At 53.2% G+C, this 15,797-nt stretch carries 12 protein-coding genes; 7 read left to right on the top strand and 5 right to left on the bottom strand.

What is annotated here, in order from left to right:
• The first annotated feature begins 32 nt into the window (after positions 1-32).
• Entirely contained in the window at positions 33-1,382 is a 1,350-nt protein-coding gene (gene ffh / locus MKZ35_RS22385; protein ID WP_482515433.1) for a signal recognition particle protein, read from the top strand.
• A gap of 59 nt (positions 1,383-1,441) precedes the next feature.
• Here ffh and MKZ35_RS22380 read toward each other — a convergent pair whose 3' ends face one another.
• The 3 genes from MKZ35_RS22380 to MKZ35_RS22370 all read right to left on the bottom strand — a co-directional run bounded on the left by MKZ35_RS22380 (position 1,442) and on the right by MKZ35_RS22370 (position 6,923).
• Positions 1,442-1,918: a nucleoside deaminase gene (locus tag MKZ35_RS22380; protein ID WP_482515432.1), complete on the bottom strand. Its 477-nt coding sequence runs from the start codon at positions 1,916-1,918 to the stop codon at positions 1,442-1,444.
• Positions 1,919-2,147: 229 nt separating this feature from the next.
• A complete protein-coding gene (locus MKZ35_RS22375) occupies positions 2,148-5,765 on the bottom strand; it encodes a tandem-95 repeat protein (protein ID WP_482515431.1) in 3,618 nt (1,205 codons plus the stop codon).
• Positions 5,766-6,536: 771 nt separating this feature from the next.
• A complete protein-coding gene (locus tag MKZ35_RS22370) occupies positions 6,537-6,923 on the bottom strand; it encodes a hypothetical protein (protein WP_482515430.1) in 387 nt (128 codons plus the stop codon).
• A gap of 412 nt (positions 6,924-7,335) precedes the next feature.
• Here MKZ35_RS22370 and MKZ35_RS22365 point away from each other — a divergent pair, with 412 nt between their 5' ends.
• The 3 genes from MKZ35_RS22365 (at position 7,336) to MKZ35_RS22355 (ending at position 8,575) form a co-directional block, all read left to right on the top strand.
• Positions 7,336-7,485, top strand: a complete 150-nt coding sequence (locus MKZ35_RS22365) for a hypothetical protein (RefSeq protein WP_482515429.1) — start codon at positions 7,336-7,338, stop codon at positions 7,483-7,485.
• Positions 7,486-7,823: 338 nt separating this feature from the next.
• The gene (locus MKZ35_RS22360) at positions 7,824-8,303 is read left to right on the top strand and encodes a class I SAM-dependent methyltransferase (RefSeq protein ID WP_482515428.1); all 480 of its coding nucleotides are present in this window, start codon (positions 7,824-7,826) and stop codon (positions 8,301-8,303) included.
• A 95-nt stretch (positions 8,304-8,398) separates the two neighbouring features.
• Positions 8,399-8,575: a hypothetical protein gene (locus MKZ35_RS22355; protein ID WP_482515427.1), complete on the top strand. Its 177-nt coding sequence runs from the start codon at positions 8,399-8,401 to the stop codon at positions 8,573-8,575.
• A gap of 15 nt (positions 8,576-8,590) precedes the next feature.
• Here the strand turns inward: MKZ35_RS22355 and MKZ35_RS22350 are convergent, their stop codons facing one another.
• Entirely contained in the window at positions 8,591-9,796 is a 1,206-nt protein-coding gene (locus MKZ35_RS22350) for an anhydro-N-acetylmuramic acid kinase (RefSeq protein ID WP_482515426.1), read from the bottom strand.
• Positions 9,797-9,972: 176 nt separating this feature from the next.
• Between MKZ35_RS22350 and MKZ35_RS22345 the strand changes: the two genes are divergently transcribed.
• The 3 genes from MKZ35_RS22345 (at position 9,973) to MKZ35_RS22335 (ending at position 15,076) form a co-directional block, all read left to right on the top strand.
• A complete protein-coding gene (locus MKZ35_RS22345; protein ID WP_482515425.1) occupies positions 9,973-13,053 on the top strand; it encodes a SusC/RagA family TonB-linked outer membrane protein in 3,081 nt (1,026 codons plus the stop codon).
• Between the two features lie 17 nt (positions 13,054-13,070).
• Complete coding sequence (locus MKZ35_RS22340; protein WP_482515424.1) at positions 13,071-14,396, top strand: RagB/SusD family nutrient uptake outer membrane protein; 1,326 nt, start codon at positions 13,071-13,073, stop codon at positions 14,394-14,396.
• Between the two features lie 227 nt (positions 14,397-14,623).
• Positions 14,624-15,076 carry an acyl-CoA thioesterase gene (locus tag MKZ35_RS22335; RefSeq protein WP_482515423.1) on the top strand — a complete coding sequence of 151 codons (453 nt, stop codon included), beginning with the start codon at positions 14,624-14,626 and terminating at the stop codon, positions 15,074-15,076.
• A gap of 9 nt (positions 15,077-15,085) precedes the next feature.
• Here the strand turns inward: MKZ35_RS22335 and MKZ35_RS22330 are convergent, their stop codons facing one another.
• Positions 15,086-15,670 carry a DinB family protein gene (locus MKZ35_RS22330; protein WP_482515422.1) on the bottom strand — a complete coding sequence of 195 codons (585 nt, stop codon included), beginning with the start codon at positions 15,668-15,670 and terminating at the stop codon, positions 15,086-15,088.
• Positions 15,671-15,797 lie beyond the last annotated feature (127 nt).

Here is a 15,797-nt window from a genome sequence, read left to right as displayed (position 1 = left end):
AATCAACCAATTAATAATTACCACATCACAAGATGTTCGATAATCTCTCTACCAAGCTCGATAAGGCCTTCAAAACCCTGAAAGGTCAGGGCAGCATCACCGAAATCAACGTTGCCGCGACCATTAAGGAAATTCGCCGGGCGTTGGTCGATGCCGACGTGAACTACAAGGTGGCCAAGGAAGTCACCGACAAGATAAAAGACGAGGCCATGGGTCGCGACGTGCTTACGTCGGTTTCGCCGGGCCAGCTCATGACTAAAATTGTCTATGATGAGCTAACGCTGCTTATGGGGGGCGAAAAGGAGGACGTAGTGCTGAAGGGCGACCCAGCCGTGATTCTGCTGTCGGGCTTGCAGGGTTCGGGCAAAACGACCTTCGCCGGTAAGCTGGCCACATTTATTAAAAAGCAAAATCGTACCGTACTGCTCGTGGCCTGCGACGTGTATCGCCCCGCGGCCATCGACCAGCTGAAAGTGCTGGGTGAGCAAGTAGGAGTGGAGGTGTACTCGGAGCCGGACAACAAAAATCCGGTGGAGATTTCGCAGAATGGCATTGCTTACGCCAAGAAAAACAATAAGAAGGTAGTCATCATCGACACCGCAGGCCGCCTGGCCGTGGATGAGCAGATGATGCGCGAAATTGAGCAAGTAAAAAAAGCCATTAATCCGTCCGAAACCCTGTTTGTGGTTGACTCCATGACGGGCCAGGACGCGGTAAACACGGCCAAAACCTTCAACGACCGCCTCAATTTCGATGGCGTGGTGCTCACTAAGCTCGACGGCGATTCGCGTGGTGGTGCCGCGCTTTCCATTCGTGCGGTAGTCGAAAAGCCCATCAAGTTCATCTCGACGGGGGAGAAGATGGAGGCGCTGGACATGTTCTATCCCGACCGCATGGCCCAGCGCATCTTGGGCATGGGCGACGTTATTTCGCTGGTAGAGCGTGCGCAGCAGCAGTTCGACGAGGATGAAGCCAAGCGCATCAACCAGAAAATCCGCAAAAACCAGTTCAACTTCGACGACTTCCTCTCGCAGCTGGAGCAAATCAAGAAGATGGGTAACCTGAAAGACCTGGTGGGCATGATTCCGGGCATGAGCAAGGCCATTAAAGACGTGGATATCGACGACGATGCCTTTAAGCCCATCGAATCAATTATAAAAAGCATGACGCCTAAGGAGCGCGCCCAACCTGAGCTGTTGAACGGCTCCCGGCGGCGGCGGTTAGCAAAAGGTAGCGGTACTGATATTCAGCAGGTTAATAACCTGATGAAGCAGTTCGAAGACATGCGCAAAGTGATGCGTACCATGAACAAGATGAGCAGCACCAAAGGCGGAATGCAGCAAATGGCCAAGATGATGGGCATGCGCGGCGGTATGAAATAAGCTGACCTGAGATTTACAAAAAAGCCCCCCAGATGTATTCTGGGGGGCTTTTTTATGGTCTAGTATTCGGTACGCGCTTCATGTTCAGTCCAGGCTCTAAACCCTTCCTGGGCTTCATCGCGGAGTAACTCCCGCATTGGTAGTTGACGCTCTTCCAATGGCTTTTCGATCTCCTCATAGATGAACTGATCATCAAAGCCGATGGCGGCGGCATCCTGCTTGGTGTTGCCGTAGAATACGCGGCGCGGACGAGCCCAATAAATGGCCCCCAGACACATCGGGCAGGGCTCGCAGCTCGTGTACAGGTCGCAATCCTGCAACTGAAAGGTACCCAGCGCTATACAGGCTTTACGAATGGCATCTACCTCGGCGTGGCAAGTGGGGTCGTTCGTGCTGGTGACCTGATTAAAGCCGCGCGCGATAATCTGGCCGTCTCTCACAACGACGGCTCCGAAAGGGCCGCCGTAGCCAGCCTGCATTTTTTCAACTGATAGGCGAATGGCTTCGCGCATAAATTCTTCGCGGGGGGCTTCCATAGCAACAAAGAATAGAAAGGGAAAAAATTACGTAAGAAGGGCAAAAAAGCCCCCCAGCAATGAAGTTACTGAGTCTGGGTTAAAGGAGGAAGGCAGCCGAAATCAACGACTACTGTTTTTGATATAAGCTGCTGACTACTAACGAAGAAATCAGGCGAGGGGAAGGCAACAAAAAAGCCCCCTGAATTTTCAGGGGGCTTTTTTCAAGGAATTATTTTATCCCTGCAACTTAGTTGCGAATCAAAGGTAGAGCGATGCTGACCGCCGCGCCGCGTACCCGCACGATGTAGGAGCCATTTGATAGGCCCTGGACCGGTAGTGGGTGTTCCTTTTGCCCCGCCAGCGTAAACTGTTGCAGTGTACGACCCGTCAGATCAAGCACCTGTACCTGATAATTGCCTGCGGGCAAGCCTGTTAGATCCAGGGTAGCGTCACTCTGCGTCGGGTTGGGGTACACCGATACGTCAACTTTAAGGAGCTTCGTATCGGCAAAGCTCACTACTTGCACTGGGCTAAAGGATACCTGGCCATCAAAATCAACTTGTTTGAGGCGGTAGTACAACCGACTAGCTACCTGAGCAGCGCCAGCGTCAGTGAAGCTGTATTTCGACTGGTGGGCGGTATTACCCTTACCACGCACTGAGCCAATCGTAATGAAAGACAGTGCATCCAGGGAACGCTCAACTTCGAAGCGGTCATTATTTAGCTCTGAGGCGGTAGTCCAGCTTGTTAGCACGTCAGCTCCTTTTGCTGTGGCCACAAAGCGGGTGAGTTCTACCGGCAATGGCTTATCCAGCGTAACGGAAATGTTGCTTTGATTGGAAATAGCTCCTAAGAAATCTCTTACCGTGTAGGGGATGGTGACGGTACCAGAGAAGGTAGATACAGGCGTAAACGTAACGACGCCTTCTGCGTTAGCCTGAAACACTCCTACGTTGGCAACTACCCGGCTCAAATCCTGCGCCGGAGTGGTTGGATCGAGGTCGATAGTGGCTGGGTCCACACCATCCACATCCTGGTCATTGTTCGTAACAGGCAGAGTAGCAATCCGGCTACCCGACATGTCTTGGGCATCGCTGGCAGTAATTGGACCTACCCGCACCGTTACATTAGCTACGTTGCTCACGGCACTTCTCGCATCTTCCCCCTTATAGGTGATACTTGAAGAGCCTGTGAAGCCACTAACGGGCGTGAAAGTAATCATACCGGTGCTGGTATTAGCCGTGTAGGTTCCTTGAGTCGTAGTCAGAGTCTTGGCGCCTGTACCCGTGCCAGCGGCAGGATACAGCAACACGGAGCTGCCTTGTATACCCCCGTCATCCACGTCGTTAGCAATAATGGAGAAGGAAGTCGGAACAGTTGGAGGTGCGAAAACCAGGTCATTTACTGCTACTGGTGCTTCGTTGCAGGTACCAAAATACAATTCATCAATGCCCATGTCGTTTCCCTGCGCAGCGATGGCTACGTTCACAATTTCGAAGGTGGCCGTAGTACTATTGCCAGAAAACCAGATGTCGTCCAGCTTCACCCATTCATTGGGCGTCTCGGGGATAGAGGTGGTGACTGAAGTTGAGACGCCATTAATAACAAAGCCAAACACAGGGTCATCAGCCGTCGTCGCTGTGGATGTTGCTAGGATATTGTTAACGTAGGCTGAAAAGCTGTAATATTTATTCGGCTGCACGGTAATGGTTTGTGAGTACAGCTTCTTGATACTGTTGCTGCCATTAATCATCAGGAAGTTGTCATTCGTGCCGCCTCTTCCATTCTGAGCAAAGCTCGGGTGATAGTCGGCGGCGCTGTTGCCTACGGAATATAAACCTTCAGGAACCAGCTCGTTGGTTATTCCAGGCTGGTTCTCAACGTACACGTAGTCGGTTTGGAAACCTGTATTGCCCAGCGTAAAGTCCGGGTTTTTCAACAGGTTAGGACCCGTTGCTATAGTGCACGTCGAGGTAGGTTCATATACTAGAATGTTGACCGTGGCATCTGAGGTGGTGGTGCCATCCGAAACCCTGTAAACGAATGAAGTTGTCCCGATGTAGGGGGCAGGTGGCGGCGTATAGGTATAGTTACCATTTGATGAGATGGTAACAGTGCCAGTACCATTAGTGGGACTAGTCACAAGGGTTGTGCTTACCGTCAGGGTAGTGCCAGCTCTATTATTATCATTAATGAGCACGTTACCTGATACCGCTTCTCCCTTCTTCGTTACGTTCGAGTCGTCGTTAGCTAGCGTTCCACTAACCATCAGGGTGAGTACAGCCGTATTAGATGCCAATCCTTTGGCATCCCGCACGAGATAGGAAAGGCTACTGCTACCTGTGAAGCTGTTGAGGGCAGTAAAGTACACCAGTCCAAACTCATCAACTGTATAGGTGCCTTTCGCTGGATCTGTGTAAGTAATATCCCGGGCGGGAGTTGACGGGTTCAGATCAACTGTAGCTGGGTCCAGATCGGCGTCCACATCCGTATCATTGGCAAGAATATAGATTGCGGCTCTCGCCGCGTTGGAGCGGGTGGCTGCATCGTTTGTTGCTACGGGCGCAGCGCTGGTGGTGGTCAGCGTTAGTTGCTTGGGTACGGAAATCAACCCTTTTTCATCTTCCACGGTGTAGGAAACAGTGCTGGTTCCCACAAATCCATTCAAAGCAGCAAAAGATACCATACCGTTGTCATCCACAGTGAAAACACCCTGGTTAGGCACAGTGTACGTGGCCTGCCGGCGGGCTAGTCCTGGATTTAGGTCCAAAGTGTTGGGAGCAATTGACGTATTGCCATCTGCGTCCGTGACTCCCGCTAGTAGATTGATAGAGCTACTAACCTTGTAGGAGCGAGTAATCTGGTAATCGCTCGCGACCGGAGCCACATTGGTCAATGTTAAGGTAAATGACGCGGTGGCAGGCTGCCCGGCATCGTCTTTTACTGAATAACTAAGTGTGCTGTTTCCTACATACTTATTGGTATTAGTTACTGCAATAAGGCCAGTAGTGGGGTTAGCCGAGTATGTTACACCGTTGCCATCTGTATATACATTGTCAACTATAATAGTGCCCGGAATAAGGTCAAGGGTAGCAGCATTGATTGTCCCGTCTGCTATATCATTGCTAAGTACATTAATGGATGATATAGACGAGAGATACGAGGTGGTCAGAGCGTCATTAGTGGCTGTAGGGGTGAGTTTACACCATGTAAGTGAGTTTATCCCAATAGCTTGATTGCCGGGATTGGCGTCAGCAGTTTGTGTGTTTTTGTAAACCAATACCAGCTTTTTTACTGGTTCAGAAAAGGTGACAGTAGTTGTTCCATCACCATTATTCGTATTCGATGGATCAGTGATAGTGTTACCAGAACGAGTCAGGGCCGTGCGTGAGTTTACGACGTTGCTATTTTGTAAGCTTATTAACGTAGCAGGGCTTACAATATCCGATGTATAGCCATCGAATGTTACTGCATCTTGAAAGTCGTTTCCATTTCCACTCTGCTGATTCCTATCAATGTCCGATACTATAATTCTGAGATTAGAAACGGCCCGACTAAAGGTGAACGTAACAGTTGAAGTACCATTTACAACCCCACTCGCATAATTTGCTTCCCAAACGAGACGCTGATCATTAGTTGCCCAGTCTTCGGTCCTAAAAGTCGCCACACTTCCAGTTGAGGAGAAGCCGCTAGTAGTGAAAGTAGTAAGACCTACTGTTGCATTATTGGCTTTCCAATCAATGTTATCGTTGGCAGCAGCAGTGAAATTGTACGCGTTGGTAGCTGTGCCGCATACTCCTTGAGCCTGCGCCCCTAGGGGCGCTAAAGCACACAAAAGACCTAGAAGTCGTAAATGTGTTTTCATGAAATAGTTTTATTATTTGTGAGAAGGCTAAATTGACGGTTGATTTGGGATTAGGTAGGTATGGAAGCGAAATCAAGGGATGGTTATTCACGCTTCACTATATGCGAACTCGCTATGAAGAAGTAAGGCTCAGTTGCTTCTACCGTTTGCAGATGCCCCATTTCTGAAAGGCTTACTCTCTTGCCATATCATCTTACAGGTTTGAACCAACGGAAGCATTTTGATTTGAACTAAGCTGTTAAGATGCCAACACATGCAGAGGAATGAGAGCTTATTTACCAGTTGCTGAGTGTTCTAAGCAATGCCTGAAGTTTAGTTGAAGGCGCAGAAATTCTTTTCTTAAAGAAGAGGGATGTTAGATTGCTTTTAAGTATGAGCAAAGAAGAATCCGAAAATGCTCTTAAAATTGTACTGTGATGAAAAAACATGCACATTACTCTTATAATGAGCTAAGACACGAATGAATCTATAAAATAAATGGCATGGAGCGACCTATTAGCTAGCCGTATTAATTGTAATTATAGCAGGAATTAAAAAAATATTGGTAAGGTAATATTCGAAACTGAGCATCTGAAAAAGTTGAGTATTATCATTTTTTGGCCTGATGCTTGCTAAAACTATTTCGAAAGAATAGTTTTTTTAGGTGTTTTGGTTGTGGAAAGGGGCCTCGCTAAGCGGGGCCTTTTTTTTGTGCGGCCCACTAAAACTTAGTAGTAACAAAAAAGCCCCCAGAGACATCTGGGGGGCTTTTTTGTGCTGTATAAGTAGCAATCAGTGAATGACCCGGAGTTGGTACTTAGGTTCGGTGCCGGGGGCAGTAGGCACCGTGAAGGCGCCCACGCGGCTGGGGCCGTAGCCTAAATTAACTTTTACAAACTCGTCGCGCGCGGGCAACATCTCAATAATCTCGCGGCGGAGCAAATCCAGATCAGTAATCATATTGTCGAGGCGCTGCTGCAACTCGTCGGTGTGCTGGTCGAAGCTGCCGGTAGGAGGGCGCTGCTCAAAGCCGTCGGCGGTGGAGGGCAAATTCGTGGCGGCCAGTGAGCGGGCTTCTATTTGTGCCTTTTCCAACTCTTCCTCAGCTTCCAAGTAGGCCTTGACTTTTTCTTCGAGTGGAATAAGCGCCGGATTTAGGTAATCAAGGTTGCTGGACATAGGTAGGGAAAATAAAAGTGAGGATGTCTTACCAACGCAAATCGTGAAGGCAAGGATGCACCATCGAAACAAGAACACATTGCTGTTAGCAAATCTTATCCAGTAAAATATGATTCGCAACTAATGCCTCTGCCGAATTTATTTTTAGCATACGCCACAATGTGCAGTGACTAAGCAACATGAGCTACCGAAAAAAATAATGTATCCTTTATGAATAGCGACTCGTAGGAAAATTCATCAACATATGATTTATTTTTTGTTGGTATCTTAATAAATGTTTCCTTTGCCAACGAAATTAATTATTACCCTTTCAAATCCTTCTAAAATGGCCGCAGCAGATTTAAACAAACTACAGCAACTTCTTCAAAACGCTGAAGACAATGAGATGGTATTAGCCCAGGTTCGTAAGAATATGGAAAAACTGACCAGCCTCATCAACGAAACCAACGCGTTGCTGGACCCATCTTATTCCCCCGAGCGCAAGGAGCGCAAGCCCCGCGCCGCTGGCACGGGAACCGGCGGCCGTCGCGGCCGCCCTAGAAAAGAGGCTACGGCTGAGTAATCAGGCCATTAGCACATAGATGAGGAAGCCTCGGTCTTGTTATATAGATCGGGGCTTCTTGCGTAAATAGAAATTATTTTATGGAAATATCTCTCAAGCATTTAACTATAAGTTAGCTTTCTAAGGGAGTTAAATTATACAAAGGCAAACGCCAATTGGCTGCCTCAACTCCTAAAATAATAATGAGTAACAAAGTCGTATTCTGACTTTTGTGAATAAAATGGCAGTTTGTTCAACCTTCAATTTGGGAGTTCTGAGGCTTTTGCTCACTAACAGCTCCTACTTTTAGTTTTTAATAATTCAAATTCCCTCGGGGCGGCCCAGCATATCTACGACTTATGACTTCCTCTTCCATTAACTCCGATCCGCTGGGTCGCGCATTAACTGCTTATTTACGTGGCGATAAATCGGCTACACTTACCGTGCATACCAACGTGAGCGAAGATGAGCCACTGCCCGCCAGTTATTTTTTTCGCACGCTTTGGGAAATGCCCGAGCTGGAGCGCACCGCTTTGGAGGAGTGTCAAGGTAGAGTGCTTGATTTAGGTGCCGGTGCGGGGGCGCACGCGCTGGAATTACAAAGTCGCGGCTTTTCCGTGCGCGCCCTCGACGTGTCGGCCGGCGCGGTGCAGGTGATGCAGGAGCGCGGCGTGCGCGAAGTAGCTCACCACAACCTTTTTGATGCCCCCACCACCGGTGAGCAATTCGATACGATTCTGATGCTGATGAATGGCCTGGGTCTGGTGGGAACGCTCGATGGACTGGTGCGTTTTCTGAAGCACGCCCGCAGTTTTCTTACGCCTGGGGGCAAATTTTAGTTACTTCCTCCGACGTTGCTTACCTATATGAGGATGAAGAGGGCGCCTTACTTATTGACCTCAACGGTTCTTATTATGGTGAAATCGAATACGCTATGACGTACGAGGGCGAAACTGGTACGCCATTTCAGTGGCTTTTCGTGGAAGCAAGCATTTTGGAGGACTACGCGGAAGAAGCTGGCTACGAGTTGGAGGTTATTGCCGAAGATGACCAGCAGCAATACCTGGCCCGGCTAACCCCAAAAGCTGGGGCGCACGAAGTAAATCAGTAGGCGAATAAGCGCTACTCATTTCGCAAACGAAATCTTGCCCATAGATACCGCCGGTATTCCTGGCCGACTTTTACCAAGCGGAGCCCCGCTTCCCGCCAGGCTTTCATTGGCCAGCACGGCAAAAAGAACGGCTTCTTTCGCGTCGGGATTGATGCCCAACTCGGTGGTAGTTAAGAACCGACAGTTGGGCAGCTGCCGGCGCAAAGCCTGCATGAGCACCGGGTTGTGCATGCCGCCCCCACTGGCGTACACCGTCAGGGGCGCATCGGCCGATGGAAAACAGCGCTGAATAGCGCCCACAATGCCCGCCGCACTAAATTCGACGAGCGTGGCCAGCATATCAGTAGGAGAGAGGCCCTGTGAACCGCTACGTTGCTGAGCCTGTGCTACATAGTCGCGGTTGAATAACTCAGGGCCAGTGGTTTTCGGAAAGCCAGCGCTGAAGAAAGGATGATCGAGCAGGGCGCGAAGCAGCGGCTCATGCACGTGGCCCTGGGCGGCAAGGGCGCCATCGGCATCATAGCTTTTGCCGGGGAAGTAAAATTGCGTGAATGCATCCAGAAGCGTGTTGCCGGGGCCAACGTCCGTGGAGAACATGGCACCGACATCGAGAGAGCCAGGCAGAAACGTGAAGTTGGCAATACCGCCCATATTGAGCAGGATACGGTCTTCATCGGCTTTTGAAAACAACAGATAGTCGCCGTACACAGCCAGCGGAGCGCCTTCGCCGCCAGCCGCTATGTGCTTCTGCCGAAAGTCGCTGAGCGTGAGAATACCGGTGCGCACGGCCACATGGTCGCCGTCGCCGATCTGGAGCGTGGCGTTCGGGAAATCCGGTTTGCCGTGCTGACTTTGGGGAGCGTGAAAAACCGTTTGGCCGTGACTGGCGATGCAATCCACTTCCTGGGGGGCAATTTTCCAGGTTTGCAGGCAGTCCAGAACGATATCGGCGTGCAGGTGCGCTATCCAGGGATTAAGCAAACACAAATGCTCGAAGTCGATAGTGGTCTTCGCAAATATCCGCCTGATTTCAGCCTTCACCGACTCAGCGTAAGGCACTGTGGCAAAGTGCTCTACCTGCACTTGCGTGGTCGGCCCGCTGCCTTCAAACCGGCACAGCGCCACATCCAGCCCATCCAGGGAAGTGCCCGACATCAAGCCAATAATGCGGCGCTGAGGCTTTTGGGCAATGCTGAAGAGGTGGTGCAGATTAGGGTTCATGGGCAGGGAAGAGAGAGGTAAACTTATGGATTCCTAAAGTACCGATTACATGGCAGTGGCTGGCTTTAAAGAAAAGAAAATTGATGAATCTGATTGAGAATCTATGTGCAGCAGGAGTAACTCGCTGTACTTCTGATTACCTTCTCATCACTTTCTTCCACTTCACCTTTTTATCTATGACCAACTTGTACTCACCGGGCCCGTCGCACCCGCGGCGGCTCGGCAGCACACCTGTTACGTGGCTGGGGCTTCTGCTGCTCCTGCTGCTAAGCCCAGCTGCTTGGGCCCAAAACGTAGCGTATGTTATTCAGGGCCGTGTGACGGATGCCAATGGAGGTGCCGGCTTGCCTGGTGCCACGGTGCGCATTGCCAATACGGTGCTGGCTACCGCCACTGGCACCGATGGTGCCTATGAGCTGCGCGCATCGGTTCGGCCTGGCACGTACCAGCTGGCCATCAGCTCAGTAGGCTACGCTAACATCACGCAGCCGCTGACACTTGGCACCGAAACCCAGATTACTGCTGATGCTACGCTGCGCGAAGACTTGGTGGGGCTGAAAGAAGTTGTCGTAACCGGCAACTCGGTGGCCACCAGCAAGCAACAGCTTGGCAATGCCATCAGTACGGTAAGCGCACGGGAGCTAAACCAAGGTGCCGCTGTGCAGATTGATCAGGCTTTGCAGGGCAAAGTGGCCGGGGCCCAGATTTCGCAGAACTCGGGTAACCCGGCGGGGGGCATTTCGGTGCGACTGCGCGGCACCAATACCGTCGTGGGCTCCTCCGATCCGCTCTATATAATTGATGGGGTGATCGTGAACAATGAGTCACCCGACTTGCTCGACTTGGGTGGCTACGCCCAAAACCGCCTCGTAGACCTCAACCCCGCCGACATTGACCGCATCGAAATCATCAAGGGCGCGGCGGCGGCGGCCATCTATGGTTCGCGAGCCTCGAACGGCGTGGTGCAGATTTTTACCAAGCGCGGCAAGGAAGGCAAGCCCGCCATCACGATATCGAGTAATCTTATCGTGTCGCAAATCCGCAAAACGCTGGATTACAACGACTACCCATTTCGCTTTGTCAATACTGCCGCTAACGCCGCCGCCAACGCCGACCTGACCCAAGTTCCGGCGGAGCGCTTCGACTATCAGGACCAGATTTTTCGTCGGGCCGTGGGCACGGATAACTACCTGTCGGTATCGGGCGGGAGCCAAGCTACGCGTTACTTTTTCTCAGGCTCTTACTTTAAAAATCAGGGCATCGTGGATGCCACTGACTTTGAGCGCAAGACTGGTCGCCTGCGCCTTCAGCAAACGCTGACCAACTGGGCTAGTATCTCGGGCGGGGCCAATTATACGCTCAGCAGCAGCCGCGAAATCCCGAACGGCGGCCTCAACAACGCTTACGGGGCACTGACTGGCTTTATTTTCAGTAATAACTTCGTAAACCCCGCGCCCGATCCAATTACTGGCATTTACCCCAGCACCAGCCCCAATTTTTTGCGGCGCACCAATCCGCTGGAAGCCATCAACCGCTTTGATTTCCGCCAGCGCACTTCCCGTTTTATCGGCGACGTGCAGCTGAATCTTACCCCATTCGCAGGCTTTACGGCCGACTATGTATTTGGCTTCGACACTTATACTCAAATAGGCACGGCGTTTATTCCGCGCGGCAATACCACGCCCGACTACGCCACCGGCTTCGCCCGCCGCGCCGACCAGACTGTGCTCCAGTACAACAGTGACCTGACCCTGGGCTACAAGCACAACCTCACCGAGTGGCTGGAATCCACCACCAGCGTGGGAGCCACCTGGCAGTACGACGAGGCCCTGATCAGCGGCATTACGGCCCAGCAGCTTAACGTAGGAATCGGGACCACCAATGCCGGTACCAGCGTGGCCAGTGACTTTCGCCGGGAGCGCAACATTGAAGGCTACTACGTACAGCAAACCTTTGGGCTGGGGCAGCGCCTGTTCCTGACCGGGGCTGTGCGCGTGGATGCTTCCTCACAGTTTTATGATCAAATTAACGACGACGCAAACTGGCAGCGTTTTTTGAAGGGTAGCGCGGCCTACGTGCTGTCGGAAGAGAGCTTCTGGAAAAATAGCCCCCTAGCCACTGCCGTGCCCTCGCTGAAACTGCGCGCTTCCTATGGCCAGGCTGGCAACGTGAGTGTGATCAATGACTATGGAAAGCTTACCAACTACATTTCCCTGCCCAGCCCCGGCGGGCTACAGGGAGTGGTCCGGCCGCCCCGACTCGGCGACCCGCGCCTGGACCCCGAGCGCCAGGAAGAGTTGGAAGTAGGGTTTGACGCGGGTTTTCTGAACGGTCGGTTGGGTGTGGAGGCCACTTATTTTGATAAGCAGACGCCTAACCTCCTGCTTGACCGCACCTTCGAGCCTAGCCGCGGCTTTCTCAATGGCTTACAGAACGTAGGTACTGTTTCAAACAAAGGCGTGGAGGTGCTGGTGCGGGCCGTACCCGTGCAGAGCGAGTTGATAACCTGGAACGTGACGGCTACCTACACTCGCAACCGCAACGAGATCAATGGCATTGAGGGCAACGGAATCCTACCCTTTGCCGGGGGCTTCGGGCAGGTAGCGGCCGTAAACGGGGAGCCGGTCGGGGTGTTTTACAGCACTTACTTCGCCCGCAACCCTGATGGCTCCCTGCTGCTAAACCCGGCCGGCCTGCCCCAGCGCGAGCTGGGCGTGAACGGCGTACCGCAGCGGCGCGCCGACGGCCAGCCCAGCGGCTCGGTGCTGAGCAAAGTCATCGGCGACCCCAACCCCGACTACCTGGCGTCTCTCATCAACGAAGTAACCGTGGCCGGCAAGCTCAGCTTCCGCCTCCAGCTCGACGCGGTGCAGGGCTTCGATGTGTTCAACTTCACCCGGCGCGTGGGCGAGCGGGACTTCTACGGCGGCCTAGCTGGCTACGAGCCCGAGCTACGCGGCGAAGTACCCAAAGGCACCAGCGCGGCCCTGTTCGGTATTTTTGAGAACTACATCGAGGATGGCTCCTACATGAAGCTGCGCGAGGCCTCAGTAGCGTACACACTCACGCCCAAGTTTCTGGGCTTGCAGAACGTGCGGGCCAGCGTCACGGGCCGCAACCTGCTGGTATTTACCGACTATAGTGGCTACGACCCCGAGGTAAACGCCGCTGGTCAGAGCACGGTGGTGCGCAACTTCGACTTCGTGGAAGTACCCATTCCGCGCACGGTTACCCTGGGCCTGAGCGCCAGTTTCTAACTTAAATCGCTACTGCCATGAAATCCTTTAAAACCCGACTGACTTTGCTCGTACTCGGCGGCTTGCTGCTGACCGCCCCAGCCTGCGACCTGAACCTGCCCAATCCCAACAGCCCGCCGGAGCCGCAGGTGCTTGCCACCCGCGACGGCCTGCTGGCCTTGAGCGTGGGGATGCGCCAATTTTATGGTAACAGCGCTTTGGAACCCATTATTCTGTCAACTGGTACGACGGCGCTGGAACTGCGGGGCGTGTCTACGTTTACCAACGTGTTGGAGATTGAGGCGGGCGGCGCGGCCCTGCCCAACAACAACGCTAACGTGCTGGCCCTGTGGTCGCGCCTGCTGCGGGTAGCGGGCATGGCTGAAGATCTAATTGCCAACGCGCCCAACGTGCTCAGCGCCGACCCTGCCACTCGCGACGCGGTGCTGGCACACGCTTATCTATTTCGGGCCATCGCATTGGGCACGCTGGCACAGTATTTTGAGCAGGCTCCGTTGCTTACGAGTCCGGCGGGAGCACCTGCGGCCATCTTCGTACCCCGCGAGCAGCTTCAGGCCGAGGCTATCCGTTTGCTCGACGCCGCCCAGCAACTGGTTACGGCCACGCCGCCCTCCGCCGATTTTACTGCCCAGGTACTGGGTACTAGCTTTAATCTGGGCAATACCATCAACGCCTACCGGGTGCGCTACAACTTGCAAGTGGGCAACTACGCCGCCACGCTGGCTGCCGCCGCCCTAGTCAATCTGAGCAGCACGTCTACTTTTCAGTTCAATACGCAGAATCCAAACCCCATCTTTCAGTCGGCGGTAATAGCCAAGAACTTTCGGCCCCGCGAGCTGACCGGCTTTGGCCTGCCCGCCACCCTGGTTGAGCCTAATGATGCGCGGGTGCGGTTCTATATTGCCGAAGAGCGAATTGGTACCAACACGCTGCCCCTGGTGGCTGGCTTTTTTCGGGCCATTGACGCGCCTATTCCCGCTTATTTGCCCGATGAAATTCGGCTGAGCCGGGCTGAGGCGCTGGTGCGTAGCGGCGGCAGCCTGACTGCTGCCCTGCAAGACATCAATGCCGTGCGCACCCAGGCTCCGGCTGCCGACCCGTTTGGCGTGGGGGGCAATTTACCCGCCTACGGCGGGGCCGTCACCGCTGATGCGCTGTTGCTCGAAATATACCGCCAGCGCAGCGCTGAGTTATATATGACCGGCCTGCGTTTGCCCGACAGCCGCCGCTTTGGCCGCCCTGGCCCCGGCCAGCCGAACGCCGAGCGCACCCGTAACTTCTACCCCTATCCCCAGCAGGAGCGCCTGACCAACCCCAACGTGCCTGAAGACCCGGCCATCTGAAGTGAGCGGGTAAGTAGGTAGTAAAAAAGCCCCCGACGAGTTGCTGGGGGGCTTTTCATGCAAATATACCGGCTCTTGTATGCTGGGATTGAGCTATTGATTGAAGTAAAGACACCAAAATGCACCTTCGTACTATTGAAGCGCAAATGCCAACAGCTTTTTGGCGGAAGGCTTTACTTTGCTGCCCAAGTACTTGCACCCGATCTTTTTATTCCATGCCAGTAGCAATGCCTGTTTACGAAAAAACCTTCACCGTACGCTGGGCCGATATGGACCCCAACGTGCACATGCGCCACTCGGCCTACACCGACTACGCTGCCCAGGTCCGCCTCGATTTTCTGGCTGATCAGGGCTTTACCATGCGCCGCTTCGCTGAATTACGCATCGGCCCCATTCTGTTTCGCGAAGACACGCGCTTCCTGAAAGAAATCGGTATCAGCGAAACCATCCGGGTGACGGCTGAGCTGGGTGGCCTGAACACAGACGGCAGCCGCTGGCGCATTATCCATACGATATACAAAGCCGATGGCCGTATGGCCGCTACCGTGACAGTTGATGGAGCTTGGCTTGACTTGCGCCTGCGTAAGCTTACCGTGCCGCCAGCTGAAATGGTCGAAGCCTTTCAGCATATTACCCGCCACGAAACCTACGCTGATATCGTGCGCGAGAAGAAAGACTAGATTCTTCGGTTACGTTGGCTGGTTCTCCTTATGGCCCACCACAACCGGGGGTGGGAGCATCGCTACTGCATGCGCAATGCGGGTGAGCTGGCGCTGATGGTGTAACACATGATCCACCATGAAATCAAGGGTTTGATAAATGGTGAGCATACCGGACCGGGGGTGTTTAAAAATAGCCCGATTCAGTAGCTTAGATGGGTATTCATTCAGGGTGCGCTCCAGCCGGCGGCGCACGCTTTCCCATTCGGCGCGGAGAGTGGGTAGCGGAGGCACCTTATCGGGCGTCAGTTCTTTGAGCCTGGAAGGAGCCGCGAAGCGCAGAAAAGGCAGGCGCAGGAGCACCCGCAACAAGGTTGACCGTAGAGATGCTCCCACGCCGGCTTCCTCCAACTCCTCCGTCTGCGCCAGCTTCTTGTCAATGTATTGATTGATGCCCGTTTCGGCGACCAGCAGATGGTGTACTACCTGCACCGCCGACCATTGTCCGGGGCCCGGCGAGGTGCTCGCCCGCTCGCCCAAAAGCTCTGCTTGTGCTAGAAGTTGAGCGGTAGCACGTTCGAGCTGCTCAAAACGTAGGTTCAGACGATGATTCATGATTGAGTAGGCAGGGGTGGAATGTGCCGTCCAACGGCGTAGCTTTGGCAAAAGGTACGCAAAATATGCCCCCCAGGTAAGCTCCACACTGCTTGTTAGGCGGAAAAGGAAAGCCGCGGACATGGCC

The organism is Hymenobacter sp. R533113, from assembly GCF_056835965.1.
The sequence above is the reverse complement of the archived record's forward strand: the minus strand, read 5'-3'. Positions and strand labels throughout refer to the sequence as shown.